General features: G+C 43.4%; 16 protein-coding genes and 1 tRNA gene. 13 read left to right on the top strand and 4 right to left on the bottom strand.

Annotation, left to right across the window (positions count from 1 at the left end; translation table 11 throughout):
- Positions 1 to 21: 21 nt before the first annotated feature.
- The 7 genes from pal (at position 22) to R8O70_RS09305 (ending at position 5,958) form a co-directional block, all read left to right on the top strand.
- Positions 22 to 546, top strand: coding sequence for a peptidoglycan-associated lipoprotein Pal (gene pal, locus R8O70_RS09335; RefSeq protein WP_005378293.1), 525 nt, complete (start codon positions 22 to 24; stop codon positions 544 to 546).
- A 15-nt stretch (positions 547 to 561) separates the two neighbouring features.
- Entirely contained in the window at positions 562 to 1,314 is a 753-nt protein-coding gene (gene ybgF, locus R8O70_RS09330) for a tol-pal system protein YbgF (protein WP_005378285.1), read from the top strand.
- 251 nt (positions 1,315 to 1,565) lie between these two features.
- Positions 1,566 to 2,627, top strand: a complete 1,062-nt coding sequence (gene nadA, locus R8O70_RS09325; RefSeq protein WP_151514653.1) for a quinolinate synthase NadA — start codon at positions 1,566 to 1,568, stop codon at positions 2,625 to 2,627.
- Positions 2,628 to 2,745: 118 nt separating this feature from the next.
- Positions 2,746 to 3,789, top strand: coding sequence for a potassium channel protein (locus R8O70_RS09320; RefSeq protein WP_017820047.1), 1,044 nt, complete (start codon positions 2,746 to 2,748; stop codon positions 3,787 to 3,789).
- On the top strand, positions 3,789 to 4,205 hold the full coding sequence (locus tag R8O70_RS09315) for a DUF350 domain-containing protein (protein WP_005378281.1): 417 nt from the start codon (positions 3,789 to 3,791) through the stop codon (positions 4,203 to 4,205). Before R8O70_RS09320 ends, R8O70_RS09315 begins: the two co-directional genes overlap by 1 nt.
- An 8-nt stretch (positions 4,206 to 4,213) precedes the next feature.
- Positions 4,214 to 4,783, top strand: a complete 570-nt coding sequence (locus R8O70_RS09310) for a DUF1190 domain-containing protein (protein ID WP_258623653.1) — start codon at positions 4,214 to 4,216, stop codon at positions 4,781 to 4,783.
- An 8-nt stretch (positions 4,784 to 4,791) separates the two neighbouring features.
- The gene (locus R8O70_RS09305; RefSeq protein WP_033905056.1) at positions 4,792 to 5,958 is read left to right on the top strand and encodes a glutathionylspermidine synthase family protein; all 1,167 of its coding nucleotides are present in this window, start codon (positions 4,792 to 4,794) and stop codon (positions 5,956 to 5,958) included.
- 73 nt (positions 5,959 to 6,031) lie between these two features.
- Here the strand turns inward: R8O70_RS09305 and R8O70_RS09300 are convergent, their stop codons facing one another.
- Positions 6,032 to 6,643: a YecA family protein gene (locus tag R8O70_RS09300; protein WP_318184149.1), complete on the bottom strand. Its 612-nt coding sequence runs from the start codon at positions 6,641 to 6,643 to the stop codon at positions 6,032 to 6,034.
- 51 nt (positions 6,644 to 6,694) lie between these two features.
- On the opposite strand from R8O70_RS09300, the gene R8O70_RS09295 reads away from it, so the two are divergent.
- From R8O70_RS09295 to R8O70_RS09275, 5 genes are all read left to right on the top strand, one after another.
- Complete coding sequence (locus R8O70_RS09295; RefSeq protein WP_258623670.1) at positions 6,695 to 9,115, top strand: hybrid sensor histidine kinase/response regulator; 2,421 nt, start codon at positions 6,695 to 6,697, stop codon at positions 9,113 to 9,115.
- Between the two features lie 502 nt (positions 9,116 to 9,617).
- A complete protein-coding gene (locus R8O70_RS09290) occupies positions 9,618 to 10,067 on the top strand; it encodes an L-alanine exporter AlaE (protein WP_054575116.1) in 450 nt (149 codons plus the stop codon).
- A gap of 144 nt (positions 10,068 to 10,211) precedes the next feature.
- Positions 10,212 to 10,299: transfer RNA gene (locus R8O70_RS09285), tRNA-Ser, on the top strand.
- Positions 10,300 to 10,611: 312 nt separating this feature from the next.
- Entirely contained in the window at positions 10,612 to 11,844 is a 1,233-nt protein-coding gene (locus tag R8O70_RS09280; protein ID WP_258645984.1) for a tyrosine-type recombinase/integrase, read from the top strand.
- A 114-nt stretch (positions 11,845 to 11,958) separates the two neighbouring features.
- Positions 11,959 to 12,150, top strand: a complete 192-nt coding sequence (locus R8O70_RS09275) for a helix-turn-helix transcriptional regulator (protein WP_258645983.1) — start codon at positions 11,959 to 11,961, stop codon at positions 12,148 to 12,150.
- A 44-nt stretch (positions 12,151 to 12,194) separates the two neighbouring features.
- Here the strand turns inward: R8O70_RS09275 and R8O70_RS09270 are convergent, their stop codons facing one another.
- On the bottom strand, positions 12,195 to 13,220 hold the full coding sequence (locus R8O70_RS09270) for a hypothetical protein (protein WP_318184148.1): 1,026 nt from the start codon (positions 13,218 to 13,220) through the stop codon (positions 12,195 to 12,197).
- 398 nt (positions 13,221 to 13,618) lie between these two features.
- On the opposite strand from R8O70_RS09270, the gene R8O70_RS09265 reads away from it, so the two are divergent.
- Complete coding sequence (locus R8O70_RS09265) at positions 13,619 to 14,275, top strand: inovirus Gp2 family protein (RefSeq protein ID WP_258645977.1); 657 nt, start codon at positions 13,619 to 13,621, stop codon at positions 14,273 to 14,275.
- Between the two features lie 122 nt (positions 14,276 to 14,397).
- On the opposite strand, the gene R8O70_RS09260 is transcribed toward R8O70_RS09265, so the two are convergent.
- Complete coding sequence (locus R8O70_RS09260; RefSeq protein WP_258645975.1) at positions 14,398 to 15,027, bottom strand: lecithin retinol acyltransferase family protein; 630 nt, start codon at positions 15,025 to 15,027, stop codon at positions 14,398 to 14,400.
- 18 nt (positions 15,028 to 15,045) lie between these two features.
- Positions 15,046 to 15,606 carry a tyrosine-type recombinase/integrase gene (locus R8O70_RS09255; RefSeq protein WP_258645972.1) on the bottom strand — a complete coding sequence of 187 codons (561 nt, stop codon included), beginning with the start codon at positions 15,604 to 15,606 and terminating at the stop codon, positions 15,046 to 15,048.
- Positions 15,607 to 15,627 lie beyond the last annotated feature (21 nt).

Raw genomic sequence — 15,627 nt, 5'->3', positions numbered from 1 at the left:
TGATTAATAAAGGAAAATAAGATGCAACTGAACAAGGTTCTAAAAGGGCTACTAATCGCGCTTCCTGTAATGGCTGTTACAGCGTGTAGTTCAAGCGACGACGCTGCTTCTAACACTGGTGCAGCAACAAACAACAATGGCGCAGTGGAAACAACAGTAGCTACGCCAATTGATCAAAGCGGTCAGTTGACAGAGCAAGAGCTAAAAGAGCAAGCGCTACGTGAAACTCAAACAATCTACTTTGCTTTTGACAACTCAACAATTGCAGCAGATTACGAAGAGATGCTAGCGGCTCACGCTTCTTACCTAAGCAAGAACCCAGCACTTAACGTAACTATCGAAGGTCACGCTGATGAGCGTGGTACTCCTGAGTACAACATCGCTCTAGGTGAGCGTCGTGCACAAGCAGTAGCGAACTACCTACAAGCACTAGGTGTTCAAGCTGACCAAATCTCAATCGTTAGCTACGGTGAAGAGAAGCCACTTCTTCTAGGTCAATCAGATGAAGTTTACGCTAAGAACCGTCGCGCGGTTCTAGTATACTAATTCGAGGTAATCCTCATGTTCAGTAACACTAAGCGCGCTGTTGCGCTTACGTTACTGGCAAGTGCAGCGAACTTTGCGTTCGCTGCACCAGCTCCAGTATCCGATCTCAACAGCACATCATCCGTCTCTAAGAGCCGTTCATCTGAAACGGAAGTAGAACGTCTAGAACGTTTGCTACAAAATCGCAATCGCGTTCAGCTCCAAATGCAACAGCAAATTGACCAAATGTCACAAGAGATCAGTGAATTGCGTGGTCAATTAGAGCGAAATAGCTACGAAATGAAACAAATGTTGCAACGTCAACGTGAGTTGTTTGTCGAGCTGGATCGTGTTCGTGGAGAGATAAAATCCACACCTGCACAAGAAGCACAACCTGTGAAAACAGGTGGCCAGTACACTCCAAATGTTGATGAGCAAACGGCATATCAGAATGCAGTTGACCTCATTCTCAAAAAGCGTGATTACACTGGCGCAATTGCAGCGTTCCAGCAGTTCCAGAAAGATTATCCTGATTCTACATATTCAGCGAATTCTCACTACTGGTTAGGTCAGTTGTACTTCGCTAAAAAGCAGGATGAGGATGCAGTGAAAAGTTTTGCCGCTGTTGTGTCTTATAAAGACTCCAACAAGCGAGCCGATGCGTTGCTTAAGTTAGGCGAAATCGCTGAGCGTAATAACAATGCAGCTCAAGCGAAAAAGTACTACCAACAAGTGGTTGATGAATACCCAGGTAGTGCATCTGCAAAACTTGCCAGCTCTAAGCTGTAAGACGTTATGTTTTGAAAAGGAAGCCTCGGCTTCCTTTTTCTTTTCCATTTTCTGTTGGTGCAGAACGGCTAAGTCGATAGCAATGATGCAGAGCCTCTGACCTTGTGTTGCACCGAATTTCGCTACTCGGAAATGCTACCTGTAACAAAGATATACGGCTAGACCGCTAGAAATCCCCGCGACAAGTTGGTTTTTGAAAATTAACGAGGTTACAATACTCGGATTAAAGGAAGTTGCGTAGAGCAAGAGCAATGAGCCATATATTAGATAAAATCGACACTGTTTACCCATTCCCACCGAAACCAGTTCCATTAAGCGAAGAAGAAAAAGCATCTTACATTGAGCGTATTAAAAAGTTACTCAAAGAAAAAGATGCGGTACTTATCGCACACTATTATACCGACCCTGAGATTCAAGCCCTAGCTGAAGACACTGGCGGGTTTGTTGGTGACTCGTTGGAAATGGCGAAGTTTGGTAATCGTCACCCTGCAAGTACATTGATTATTGGTGGTGTTCGCTTTATGGGCGAGTCGGCCAAAATTCTGACACCAGAAAAGCGCATTCTAATGCCAACGTTGGAAGCGGAATGTTCGCTTGACCTTGGCTGTCCTGCGGATAAGTTCAGCGAGTTTTGTGATGCTCACCCTGATCATACGGTTGTAGTTTACGCAAATACTTCAGCAGCGGTTAAAGCCCGTGCCGACTGGGTCGTTACATCGAGCATTGCGCTTGAAATCGTGGAACACTTAGACGCTGAAGATAAGCCAATTATTTGGGGACCAGACCGTCACCTAGGATCGTACATCGCTAACAAAACTGGCGCAGATATGCTGCTTTGGCAGGGTGAGTGTGTGGTTCATGATGAGTTCTCTGCTGATGCGCTACGAAAAATGAAGAGCGTGTATCCAGATGCGGCTATTTTGGTTCACCCTGAGTCACCAGCAAGCGTCGTAGAACTTGCCGATGCCGTTGGATCAACGAGTCAGCTGATCAAAGCAGCGAAAGCGCTTCCTCACAAACAAATGATCGTTGCGACAGACAAAGGCATTTTCTTTAAAATGCAGCAACTTGTGCCAGAGAAAGAACTTATCGAAGCGCCAACCGCAGGTGCAGGCGCAACATGTCGCAGCTGTGCACACTGTCCTTGGATGGCAATGAACGGTTTGAAAGCAATTGAGAAAGCGCTTAGTGAAGGTGGTGAAGAGCACGAAATTTTTGTTGATGAAGCGCTACGTGTGAAATCACTTATCCCACTGAACCGCATGCTAGATTTTGCTGAGCAGCTAAATATGCAAGTGAAAGGTAATGCTTAAAAAGTAGGCGTAACTGAAAGTAAATCTCAAAAACCAGCCGAATATGGCTGGTTTTTTTGTGTCTTACTATCAATGAGTTACTATTGATGCAATCAATGAATATCGAGGTCATAAATTTATGGCGGTGTGGTTAGTAGTTAAAAAGTGGCTTAGTTCCCACCTTTTTAAATTGAGCAACCGAAGCCTTCTCATCTTTAGTGGCTTATATGTGAGCCTTTCATGGTGGCTGCTGGTTCTCGCTGGTGAAACAGCATTAACAGACAGTTTCGCTAACTTTATCTATTACCTCATGGTTACGGCGAGTACGGTGGGTTATGGCGACCATTCTCCAGTAACAGATATGGGTAAATGGGTTGTCGTACTATTTGTAATCCCCGGCGGTTTGAGCTTATTCGCCGCATTATTGGGGCGTGTCGCTGGAGCAGCGATGGACTATTGGCGAGCGGGTATTTTAGGAAAACGGAGAGTAAGAGTGGAAAACCATATTGTATTGTTGGGCTGGAATGGATCGAGAACGATGCACCTTATTCGCATGTTACAACATGAAGAAGAGGGAAAGCGCCCGATTGTTTTATGCAGCCGTTCAGAAATAGAGAACCCGTTACCTGGCGAAATCAGTTTTATCAAAGTGACCAGTTATACCGATTCGCAAGAGATGAAAAACGCCAATATTGCCGAAGCCGCTTGCATTATTGTGGATAATCTCTCGGACGACATTACCTTGTCAGCCGCTCTATACTGCGCATCTGTAAACCCTTCCGCTCATTTGGTCGCTTACTTTAAAGATGAAGCGCTAGGCCGACTTCTAAGTCAGCATTGCCCGAAAGCGGAATGCATACCTGCTGTTGGCGCAGAAATGTTGGCAAAAGCGGCGGTTGACCCGGGCTCAAGTGCGCTTCATCAGGAGCTTTTGGCTTCAACACGAGGTATGACGCAATACTCAGTTATTTATCCTGAGGGGCAGTCTGCCACCACTATTGAGAATCTCTTCGTTTTTCTCAAAAGACGCCATCATGCCACGCTGATTGCTTTTGATATTGGCGATGGTATTCAACTCAACCCAGATTTAGATGCTGAAGTACCCGCGAGTACCAAGCTGTTTTACATTGCAGATGAACGTATTGAAGATTTTGCCTGGAAAGAAATGAACAAGGAACAATAATGCACATGATTGCCGGCCTGTTAGCAGGCTTCCCAAACTTTTTACTCTATTTCTCTGTTTCTATTATTTTTGTATTGGCGTTTAAGTTCATCTACGTCAAGTTGACGCCATACGATGAGTGGCATCTGATTAAAGAAAAACAAAATACAGCAGCAGCGATTGCGCTAAGTGGGGCTTTCCTTGGTTACTGTCTCGCGATTTCGGGGGCGGCAAAAAACTCAGTCAATATCGTCGATTTTATGGTTTGGGGCGTTGTCGCAATGCTTGCTCAAATTATCGCATTTGCAATTGTACGCTTTATTTTACTTCCGAAAGTGGCAGAGCGTATCGAAAAAGATGAACTGCCAGCCGGTATCGTATTAGCAGCAGTTTCTGTTTCGGTCGGCGTATTGAATGCCGCTTGCATGACTTACTAGGAGGAACGATGAAGCGGAGTTCTAACGTTAAACGTTCTTCCATGGACAAAAGCTTAAAGCTTGGGAAAATTCTTCCCTTTGCTGCCTTTGGTGGTATTTTCTTCTTTGCTACGTACGAGTCAAAAACAGAAGGGTACATTTTTTCTGATGCCGATGAGTGTAAATCTAACTCGCCTGAGTTTAGTGAACAGTGTGACATTGCATACCAAGAAGCTTTAGCTCGTGCCGAAAAAAATGCCCCTCGCTACCGCAGCGAGTTCGAATGCGAGAATGATTTCTACGAGGATGATTGTTACTACAGTTCCAGTTCCCGAGCTTATGTACCTAACTTTGGCGGTTTTTTTTACAGTCGCTCATTAAGCGGGTTGAAAGGTTATAACAAGAGCTATTACTCAGAGCCGATGTACCGTTATAAATCCAAATTCTATAATGGAGCAGGACAATTCTTTGGCTCCTACCGAAATCAGCCGACCAAAGTCGCGACGAATAGCCTTAACAAACGTGGTGGCGGCACCATTGGCAGGGCGATGTCTCGAGGCGGGTTTGGTAAAGCGGTGTCGGTCAGTCGAGGCGGTTAAAAAGCACTATGTTTCGACGAGAAATACAAGAGCGCGAAAACTGGCGTGAATTAGCACGCCAGTTTGGTTTTGGTTTCCATACCATGTATGACCAACCGTATTGGGATGAGAGTGCTTACTATCAATTCACGCTGGAGCAAATTGAGCGCGATATAGAAGCGCCCACTGAAGAGCTGCATCAGATGTGCCTGGCTATTGTGGATGAAGTCGTTCGGAGTGAGCGGTTGCTGACGCAATGTGCGATCCCTGAATCTATGTGGGAGCAGGTCGCTTCTTCATGGAGACGAAGCGAACCTTCGCTTTATTCGCGGCTGGATTTCGCGTACAACGGGACCTCGCCAGCAAAATTACTGGAAAACAATGCGGATACGCCAACCAGCTTGTTTGAAACTGGCTTTTGGCAGTGGGTGTGGCTAGAAGATGTTGTAAATAAAGGTCGAGTTCACCAGAGCGCGGATCAATTCAATATTCTTCAAGACTTTTTGATCGAGCGCTTTGCCGAAATAGCAAAATACCAACCAGGACAAACACTTCACTTTAGCTGCTGCAAGTACACTGAAGAAGATAAAGGGACTGTCCAGTATTTAGAGGATTGCGCGCGAGAGGCAGGGTTAGCAACGGCATTCGTGCATGTCGAAGATATTGGAGTGACGGAAGATGGTCTGTTTGTGGATGCTGACGACAGAGCGATTCGTTGGATGTTTAAGCTTTACCCTTGGGAGTTTATGTTTGAAGAGGAATATGCGAAGTACTTAGCGACTGCGAACGTAAACTGGTTAGAACCGATGTGGAAGTCGATTCTATCCAATAAAGCACTTTTACCGTTATTGTGGGAGCGCTTTCCTAACCACCCGAACCTTTTGCCCGCTTATTTTGCTAACGATTCAAAAGCGAACACTATGAGAGATTATGTCATCAAGCCACTATTTTCTCGAGAGGGCGCGAACATCGAGATCGTCATCGATGGAAAACGTTTTGTTAAAACGTCAGGGCCTTATGAATCTCAATTCAATATCGTCCAGCAATACCATCCACTACCTAAGTTTGGGCAAAACCATACGTTAATTGGCAGTTGGTTGGTCAATGATAGAGCTGCCGGTATTTCGATTAGGGAAGACAGTAGCTTAGTGACTCAAGATATGGCGCGGTATATTCCACATGTAATTTTAACATGATCAAAAAAGCTCTCCATTTGGAGAGCTTTTTGTCTATTCAGCCGTTCAATCTTGATGGTCGACAGCGTTGCGTCTATTGTTCTTCAGCTAATGCAACACCGCGCTGGGTAAGACCACATAACATCACTGGCATTGCATTGAAGATTTCCTCAAACTGCTCTAAGCCTTCCATACCTTGTTCGGCCAATGTTTCAATGGTCGTTTCTGGGTCGTAAAGCATAGTAAGAGAAAGTAAAACACCACCGAGTAGGGCATTATCTTCGCTATCCTCAGGCATCAACGTTTCCCAGTCATCACGCGCAAGTTGCCAGCCTTGTAATACACCTTCACAGAAATCGCGAGCCTGACTTGTTACAATGTCTTGCTCATCTAGCGCGCACCCTGCAGGCCACTGCCAAGTGCCTTCTAGGAGAGCGGGACGAGTTTGGTTCCACATTTGTACAATCTCGTCAATGTATTGCTCTAGTTGCTCACCGTCAGCAAATGGCGCTGTTTCTTCTCCACCCCATAAGAATGGCAACCACTCTTGAGGCATTAATACGTTTGGCGCTGCAGCCATCGCTGTTACAAAGCCTTGAGTTTTTGCTAGGTTTAGTAGTTTACCGTCAAGTTCTGGGAGAGAAAGGATGTCTTGTAGTTTCAAAATAGAATACCATTTGTTAATGGGCTGGTTGATTGCGCTCATCTTACCAATCAATTAGTGATAAATCGATATTAGGGAATGATTCACACATCTATGGAAATTCGCTCATCACTTAGAAAAAAAAGCATTCTCGCCCTAACACTTTACCTGTGCTTCTTTATCGCCACTATCGGTTCTGTCGCCTATTTGGTTGTTGAGCCACCGGTTAGACAAAAGCTAGAGCAAAACCTAGAGTTACGTACCCAACTCCTGGCTCTTGAGATAAAAGAGCCCCTCCTCAGTTCTACAGGTGTATTGAGCAGCTTAGTAGGGCTAGCCCAAGGGACTGAAAATATTCAATCTCTCAACACAATAATTCCACATATACTTCAATTGAGTGACAAGATGCTTGTTAGTGGTGGCGTATGGCCTAAACCCGAACTCAAAGCAGAACAATGGAGATATAAAAGTCTATTCTTCAATAAAAACAGTGATAGTGGTATTGACCAAATTCACTCCTACAATAACCCCGAATCTGGCGGTTATGATAATGAACCCTGGTATGTCGCTGCCGCCGATGCTCCGGTAGGTTCTGTTAGTTGGTCTACGGTTTACATCGACACCTTTACTCAGGTCCAGATGATTACCGCATCTTCTCCATATTACCAAAACGGTCGATTCGCTGGAGTTGTAACGGTAGACCTATCACTAGATGCACTTTTTCAGTTTATTCGAGAGCACACGAACCAGCATTCTTTGGGGGTAGTGGTTCGCGATGCTGACTCAAACGTGATTATTGAACACAACTTTCAACTGACGGACGAAATTTATGTCAGCGAGCTTGATTTCGGAGAGTTCGACTGGCGCATGGAAGTTGTCAACGCAAAAGCTAAAGTCGCCGATCAAGTGTTTGAACAAGTGATGAGCGTTGAGGGGAGGATCATTCCATTTTTGCTCTTGTGTGTCTTGGTCGGTTACTACTTACTGAATCGCTATATTGTTGAACCAATTGTTCGCATTGCCGTTAAGATTGATGACTCGAAAACTGGTGGGATCATAGATATTGACTACGATAGCGATGACGAAATCGGACAGCTTATCGAGAAGTTCAATGAAAAGACGATCTATTTAGAGCAGGAGAGAATAAAAGCTCAGGCTTCGACAAACGCTAAAACGGCATTCTTAGCCACATTGTCCCACGAGATTCGCACACCAATGAACGGTGTACTAGGAACTGCCCAGATACTGTTAAAAACACCACTTACCGATGAGCAGCGTAAGCACCTGAGAACACTTTATGATTCAGGTGATCACATGATGACATTACTCAATGAGATTTTAGATTACTCAAAAATTGAACAAGGGCATGTTGAGTTTGAAAATAAGCCTTTCCCAATTGAGTCGATTATCGGCAGTATCAAGAGTGTTTATCAAACGCTATGTGCAGAAAAAGGTCTTCGCTTTAGAGTAGTCTCGCATTTACCAACGGGTCGTTGGTACAACAATGACAAAGCCCGTTTGCGTCAAGTACTGTTCAATCTACTCAATAACGCTGTTAAGTTCACCGATCGTGGCATCGTAGAGGTAGAGCTAGCCGAGAAATCGAGTAAGGCTGGCACCAAGCTGATACTAAAGGTAAAAGATACAGGGATTGGTATTTCAAAAGAGGCACAAAAACGCATTTTTCGTCCTTTTGAGCAAGCAGAGTCATCAACGACTAGACGGTTTGGTGGTACAGGGCTTGGTTTAGCAATAGTCAAAGAAATCGCGGAACATATGGGTGGGCAAGTGGTTGTAGAGAGTCAGGAGGACGCTGGAACGACTTTTACTGTCGAAATTGCCCTTACACCTTGCAAGCCGGGTAAAGTAGAGTCAATCAATACACATAAATTGAACTGTAAAGGGTTGAAAGCACTCATTGTTGAAGACAACCGAACAAATGCGATCATTATGGAAACTTTCCTCCGAGCCAAGGGCTTTGAGTGCACAAGTGTCGAAAATGGTCAGCTTGCAGTCGATGAGGTTGCGATCAAACCATTTGATTTGATACTGATGGATAATCATATGCCTGTTCTAGATGGCGTTGGGGCCATATCAGCCATTCGAGCAATGAGTTCACCTGCTAAGTCGGTACTGATTTTTGGCTGTACAGCGGATGTGTTCAAAGAAACACAAGAGCGTATGATTAATGTAGGAGCAGACCACATAATAGCGAAACCAATAGTGGAGTCTGAATTAAATGATGCACTGTATCTTCATGCGACACAGTTATATCAGTACCAATCGGACTTTGATGGAAATGCAGCAGATAGCTTTAATGCTGAAAAGTGGTTACTCAACTTCTATGTCGCTCTAGATAATGGACATCTTAATGAAGCACTTGAGGCTATTTCAGCGATCATTGCGGAGGCTCCCCTTGAACTCAGTGGCGACGTTTCTTCAGTCGCCGAACGGATAAGAAGTAACTTAAAGCGTCAGCAATCCCCAGACCAAGATGATATCGATACATTAACGATTTTGCTGGCCTCACCATAATTTAATCAATATGGCGCAACTGTGAATTGTTCTTACTATTCATACGTCATCCAGCTTCGTGACAAACTCTTCTAACCCGCAATGAACAGGCTTGCAGTTTTACTTTTACGAGTAAAACAGCAAGACCTTCTACTGTGATTATATCGGTAATACTCTGAATTTTCGCAGCTTGGTAGCATAAGCTATAGGAGTGACTGTTTTCGGTCCGAGTTTTGTTCTAACTTTACGTCAAAATAATTATCGTAACCCCTTTTTATGTAAGTGAAATCCGTGTTTTTGTACCATTTTTACGTGATTTTAGGCGTTTTTACTCGCCATTGGTGAAAAAAACTACTTTTACTTTAAAAGTTGGTTATAAATTTACAACTTAATTTTAAATGCAGAGCCATAAGCTAGTTTTTGTGTGTTCTAATTGCATCATTAACTGGCTTGATGTCTTATTGGTGGTTAATAGTTTTATTATTTTCATTAATCGCAGTGTTTGATTTTAAGGGTTTTGTAAATGAAGTCTCGTGGACCATTTTGTATTCGTCACGCCGCAGCGGATACCTTTGCTATGGTTGTTTTTTGCTTTATCACAGGGATGATTGTCGAGATTTTGATTTCAGGGATGACATTTGAGCAATCTCTAGCATCGCGTACGCTATCGATTCCAGTGAATATCGCCATTGCTTGGCCGTATGGGGTTTTTCGTGATTGGGTGCTGCATCAAGGTAGTAAGGTGTCACCGTCTTCCTTTATGAAGAATATCTCTGATCTGGTCGCTTATGTACTATTTCAATCTCCAGTTTATGCGGGTATCTTATTCGCAGTTGGCGCATCTACAGATCAAATTGTGACCGCAGTAGCAAGTAACGCTGTTATTTCTTGTGGCATGGGTGTGTTGTATGGGTACTTCTTGGACATGTGCCGCCGTTGGTTCCGTGTTCCCGGTTATTCTCAAAGCATCTAAATGCCCCAGTTTTGCTCAATTTAGTTACTTAGTGAGCAATCGATTCGAAAAGGGCGCTTTTTTTTATGTTTAGCCTTGACCATCAGGCACATAATCATTAAATTAGCGCCTCGTTAGCCAATGATGCTAACCAAAATTTGATTCGGTGAGTTGTCCGAGTGGCTGAAGGAGCACGCCTGGAAAGTGTGTATACGGCAACGTATCGAGAGTTCGAATCTCTCACTCACCGCCACATTCAAGTTTAAAGACGTCTCAGGACGTCTTTTTTCTTATCTGAAGATTATCAAAATCAATTAGTTACAGTCCTGTAGCGTTCCATAATGTTCCACAAAAGCGTTTGTTTTTCGTAATACCTAAAGTAATACCCAGGCCCACGATCTGATGCTAGTATTACTTTAGAGCACTAATTCAGGTATTACTTCGTTGTCAATTTTTCCATCACCATGAGCTATAACTTCATTTAATTTAGATAGTTATCAGTCATAAGTAATACCTAGATTTTTCGGCTATCCAGCTTAGAGCAGGTATTACTTGAGGGATCAAAATGGCGAACAATCTAACGGCAAGGCAAGTCCAAACAGCAAAACCCAAAGATAAGCTCTATCGACTATCTGATGGTGGTAACCTCTACTTCTGTGTGCGTCCCAGTAACTCTCGATCTTGGCAGTTTCGCTACAAGCGTCCAGGTCAGGATCAAATCACCTATCTCTCTTTTGGTACCTATCCTGACATGTCTCTCGCTGAGGCACGAGAGAAAGCCCTCGAAGCAAGGAAGTTGCTTGCCGATGGCATCGATCCTCAATTAGCGAAAGCAGAACAGAAAGCCAAAGCGATCACTGAGCAAAATGCGACATTCAAGTTTGTTGCCGAGCAATGGAAGGTGACAAAAGAGGGGCAGATAAAAGAAAAGACGTTGAATGGGAACTGGCGTAAGCTCGAACTCTACGCTTTTCCAAAGCTTGGTACCATTCCAGTAAGTAAGATCACGGCGCCAATCGCCATCGCGGCTTTACGGACAATTGAATCAAAGGGCTTGCTTGAAACGGTGAAACGAACTGCGCAGTTAATGAATGAGATCATGAACTACGCGGTAAATAGTGGCGTTATCCATGCCAATCCATTGTCTGGCATTCGCGATGTGTTTAAGAAACACAAAGTCGTTCACATGAAAGCACTACAACCGCATGAAATGCATGAGCTTATTCGCACGGTTGCTACAGCCAATATACAGCACGTCACGCGTTTTTTAATTGAGTGGCAGCTTCACACTATGGTTCGACCTAATGAAGCCTCTGGTGCTCGCTGGGAAGAGATTGATATGGAAAATCAGCTGTGGATCATCCCGAAAGAGCGCATGAAGATGAACCGGGAACATGTAGTTCCTCTCACGGCCCAGACTTTGGCAATCCTTGAAGCAATAAAACCGATTAGTGGCCATCGTGAATTTGTTTTTCCATCGAGCCGTAATCCTAAGGTACCTACTGATTCCGAGACCGCCAACAAAGCGCTTGGCAGAATGGGCTTTAAGGATAGAACGACTGCTCACGGTATGAGGGCACTTGCTAGTACCACACTCAACGAAAAAGGGTTTGATGCTGATGTGATTGAAGCTGCGCTGGCTCACACCGATAAGAACCAAATACGCAAAGCTTACAACAGAACCGACTATCTCGACTCTCGACGTCAGCTCATGTCCTGGTGGAGTGAGCATATCGAGAAGTCAAGCTATGGAAGTTACAGTGTTACCGGAGGCAGCTACCTGCAGCAGGTTAACTAGTGGCTGGCTGTATGAGCGGTGGGCCACTCTAGTCGATGGCCAGTAGACATCGATACCAAATCTTTTCAGATATATGTCATCAGAGTGAAATCTACTTATTGAAGAGGTGCCACTATGCCAAATAAACCAATTCGTTTAATCCGCTTAAATGAAGTACTCGCGATGACTGGGTTATCAAGATCTGGTGTGTATCGCTCGATAGATAAACAGCAGTTTCCAAAGCAGGTGTCGCTTGGTGATAGATCTGTGGCCTGGGTTGAGAGTGAGGTTCAAGCTTGGGTGATTGATAGGGTTATTAACCGGTAGTCAGTTTGCTAATGGAGAGCATGATTGCTCTCCATTTATAAAGTTCACAATTTGGAGGGTCCACCTAAATGTTCAAATTCAAGGTCAATAAGTTCTTTAATGAATGCATTTATTTTTTTGTCTTTATTATTTACAAGCCAGTCTAAACGTTTATTAGTTCTCTCTGACATTGATATGCTTCTAGATCTCGTGCCTTTGTTTTTTGATTGAAAATTCCTTTGATTCCAGCTATTTCTCGCTTCTTTTAAAAGTAGCTTCGCAAATGTTAGATCTATTAAACAAAGATAACAAAATTCCGCATAAAGAATATAAAAATAATCTTGTTCATTCACTGAGTTCCATGATAGTTGAATGTTAGGGTATTTCTTTGCGTAGTATTCTTTAAACCATGATGTTTGCTCAGGTATGTCTATATTAAACCATTTACTAAATGAAGAACATTCGTTTTTTGTTGAGGCTTCTTTCCAGGCATCTGCTACCAGCGCTAAAATGTACTCTTGTCCTGCTATATCAATTTCACTTTCTTTAAAAGAAGTTTTAATACAGTCAATAAGTTCTGAAATTGTATTTGGTGTTAGTTTTCGATGTCGGATTAAAGGAATTCTTATTCTATCTCTGTTTCTCAAGAAGGAGGGTAATCTAGGGAAGGTAGTAGTCTTAATAAGTGGCTGGCGTAAGTATTTCGGGTTTAATGCTTTACCTGCATCGTCAATGATTTTGTCATCAGAACGGCATGACCTCAGATACAAAAACTGGTAGCAAAATGCGCAAGCTTTTAGGTTATCTTCCAACCATTGGTAGGCGTCGTTTGGAAGTTGATGCTCTTCGGAAAACTTACTTTTAAGATGTGTAACCAGTGTATGCTTATCATTAAACTGGTGTGGATTTTTACCCAGTTTATTGACTATTTCGGCATTTGAGATCTTGGATAAGAGAGTGCGTAAGTAGCGTTCAGCGTCCTTCAAATCGCGTATACGGTTAAGTATCTTACCACAATTCAACCCCAGGAGCAGGTCTAACTCATGTGCATAAAAGAAACCCTCTCTCCAACTACCTAGCTTTAAATCCATTTGAACATTCCTTCAGGCAAATCAAACTTTTACTACATAAATTTACACTAAGTTAAGCATAAATAACGTGTAATTATCACATAATTATTACGTAATTTTTGAGTAAGGTTTTTTCTTTCTCAATCCTCACTCTATCAAGGATTTCTACTAAAGATGGGTTGTTTATCATGGCTTTTGTTGGAACTGATAACTCCAGAGCGATTTACTCGGTGTTACGTATGTAATTTTGCAATTGCTATAGAAGGGGGAATCTCGTGACAGGATCGCTTCGAGCGTGTTGGTATAGTTATATACATAGCTCTTAGTGAACATACCCTAGTATGATCACGTCACGGTATCGTCACTAAAAAATTAATGCTGTTGATTATCTATGAGTGAAAAACCATAGGTAATGAAAAATGAGCAAGAACCACTACAAGGGACTCCCAATACAGGGGAATGTGAATGACTACCAAACAAGATACTTAGACCGGATTCTATGCACGATTAATCGTGCATGTGATGAAGATAATCGAGTGTATGCAGTGAGGATAGACCTAAAGATACCACAAGCTTCCCAAGAGCTGGATTGCTTGAGTCGAGACGAGCCTGTTAACCATTGTCGATTCAGAGGTAGGCTTATCTCTAGATTTGTAGATTCGCTCAAGGCAAAAATACAAGCAACAGACCAGAGGTATCGTAGAAATAACAAAAGGGTGTATTCAACAAGCGTGAGATATATTTGGTGCAGGGAAAGGGATAGCTCGATAAATGAACATTATCATGTTGTTCTTTTATTTAATAAGGATAGGTATCATAGACTAGGTGACTGGAATAGTAGGGTTAGTTTATCTGGTATGATTATTTCATCATGGGCTAGCGCACTAGGGGTGGATTATGTTAACGCAACCGGTCTAGTACACTTCTCTGACAATGGTGGTTATTATCTATATCGGGATAAATATGAATTCATGAAGCAGTACTCTGACCTATTCTATCGGGTAAGCTATTTGGCAAAAAAAGAAACCAAGCACTATGGGGAGGGAAATAGAAGCTTTGGTTGTAGTCTGCGATAATAAAATAGGCTAGGTTTTCTCCTAGCCTTAACATAGTTAATCCCAAATGGCATCCCAACACTTAAAAACAACATGCACAGGTGCAAACGCTGTTTCTATTACGGTCTCAGTAGTGCCATAAATTAATTCTCCAGCGGCACCGACAATATCCCCATCGCAGATCTTATCGGTGGTATTTGATATTGTTTTCCCTGCGCCATTAATACATGATTCCAGAGGCTTAGATACCAAATCACCGGGGTACCAATGACTGTATTAACTCTGTCTGGTAGTCCAAGTGTTTCACCTGCGGTCTTAGCAAGGGTAGAGCCAATGGTAACAATGCCAATAGGTCCCTTTGCTAGATCTAATGCTCCACGACCAAGAAGCCCGGCACGAGCAGCGACATGGGCACCTACATGATAGTTATCTGCTACTTGTCCCGATGTATGATGGTCGTCCAAGCAGTAGTTAACAAAGTGCTCACAGTTGTTAGTTAGAACGTTGTAGCCTCCTTCACCAAGTTTGTTATGAGCTAGTTCAATAGCTCGTCTAGGGATAGTCGCATGACGTTTGACGCTGATTGGGCAACCCCCACCAAAACAGCCTAATGTATCTTTTGTAACCATGTCGTTGTATGCGTCAAAATGAATCACTATGTCATCACCGATATAAAGCCCATGATGCTTAGCACCAGCGTAACGGGTGTATTGTTGACTGGTATTATTGCTGATGTCGACCACCAGGTGATCGCCAGGTTGTAAATGTTCCATGATAGAAACCTCTCTTAGTTACAGTTCGAGTGATACGAAGTCTTTGTCGACTTCATCTTGGGTGATACCGATATAACGAAGCGTCACGCCTTCAGAGCTATGGCGTAGCATCTTCATTACTCGTCCAAGATCTTTGGTGGATTGGTAGAGGAAATATCCTCGTGTTTTGCGCATGGAGTGGGTACCTAGCGCGATATTGAGTTCTTGCCCGACCTGCTGAAATGCCTCTGAGACCGCACGCCGTGAGAGCGGCTGCGGTGGTCTATGCTTTAGTTGCTGGCATCGGTAGGATTGGAATAGATAGATGTGGTTTGGGTGCTCAGCTCGAATCCTAGCAATATGTTGCTGTGCTTTGGTGTTTAACCGGATGTTCGCCAGCTTGCGCGTTTTGCTCTCACGGATGATAAGCCTGTCACCTTGGATATCTTCAAAGCGGATAGACAGCAAATCGGATATTCGTAATGCCAGGTTTAATCCAATCAGCCAGACATCGGCGAACTGGGGGTGACAACGGATACTCAATAGGTGGCCAATCAGGCGGATAGTATCATCGTCTTTGATCGCTTGGACCTCAGACATAGCCTGCTTCCTTTTTTGTCT

The organism is Vibrio sp. 779(2023), from assembly GCF_033344285.1.
Classification (GTDB): domain Bacteria; phylum Pseudomonadota; class Gammaproteobacteria; order Enterobacterales; family Vibrionaceae; genus Vibrio; species Vibrio alginolyticus.
The sequence above is the reverse complement of the archived record's forward strand: the minus strand, read 5'-3'. Positions and strand labels throughout refer to the sequence as shown.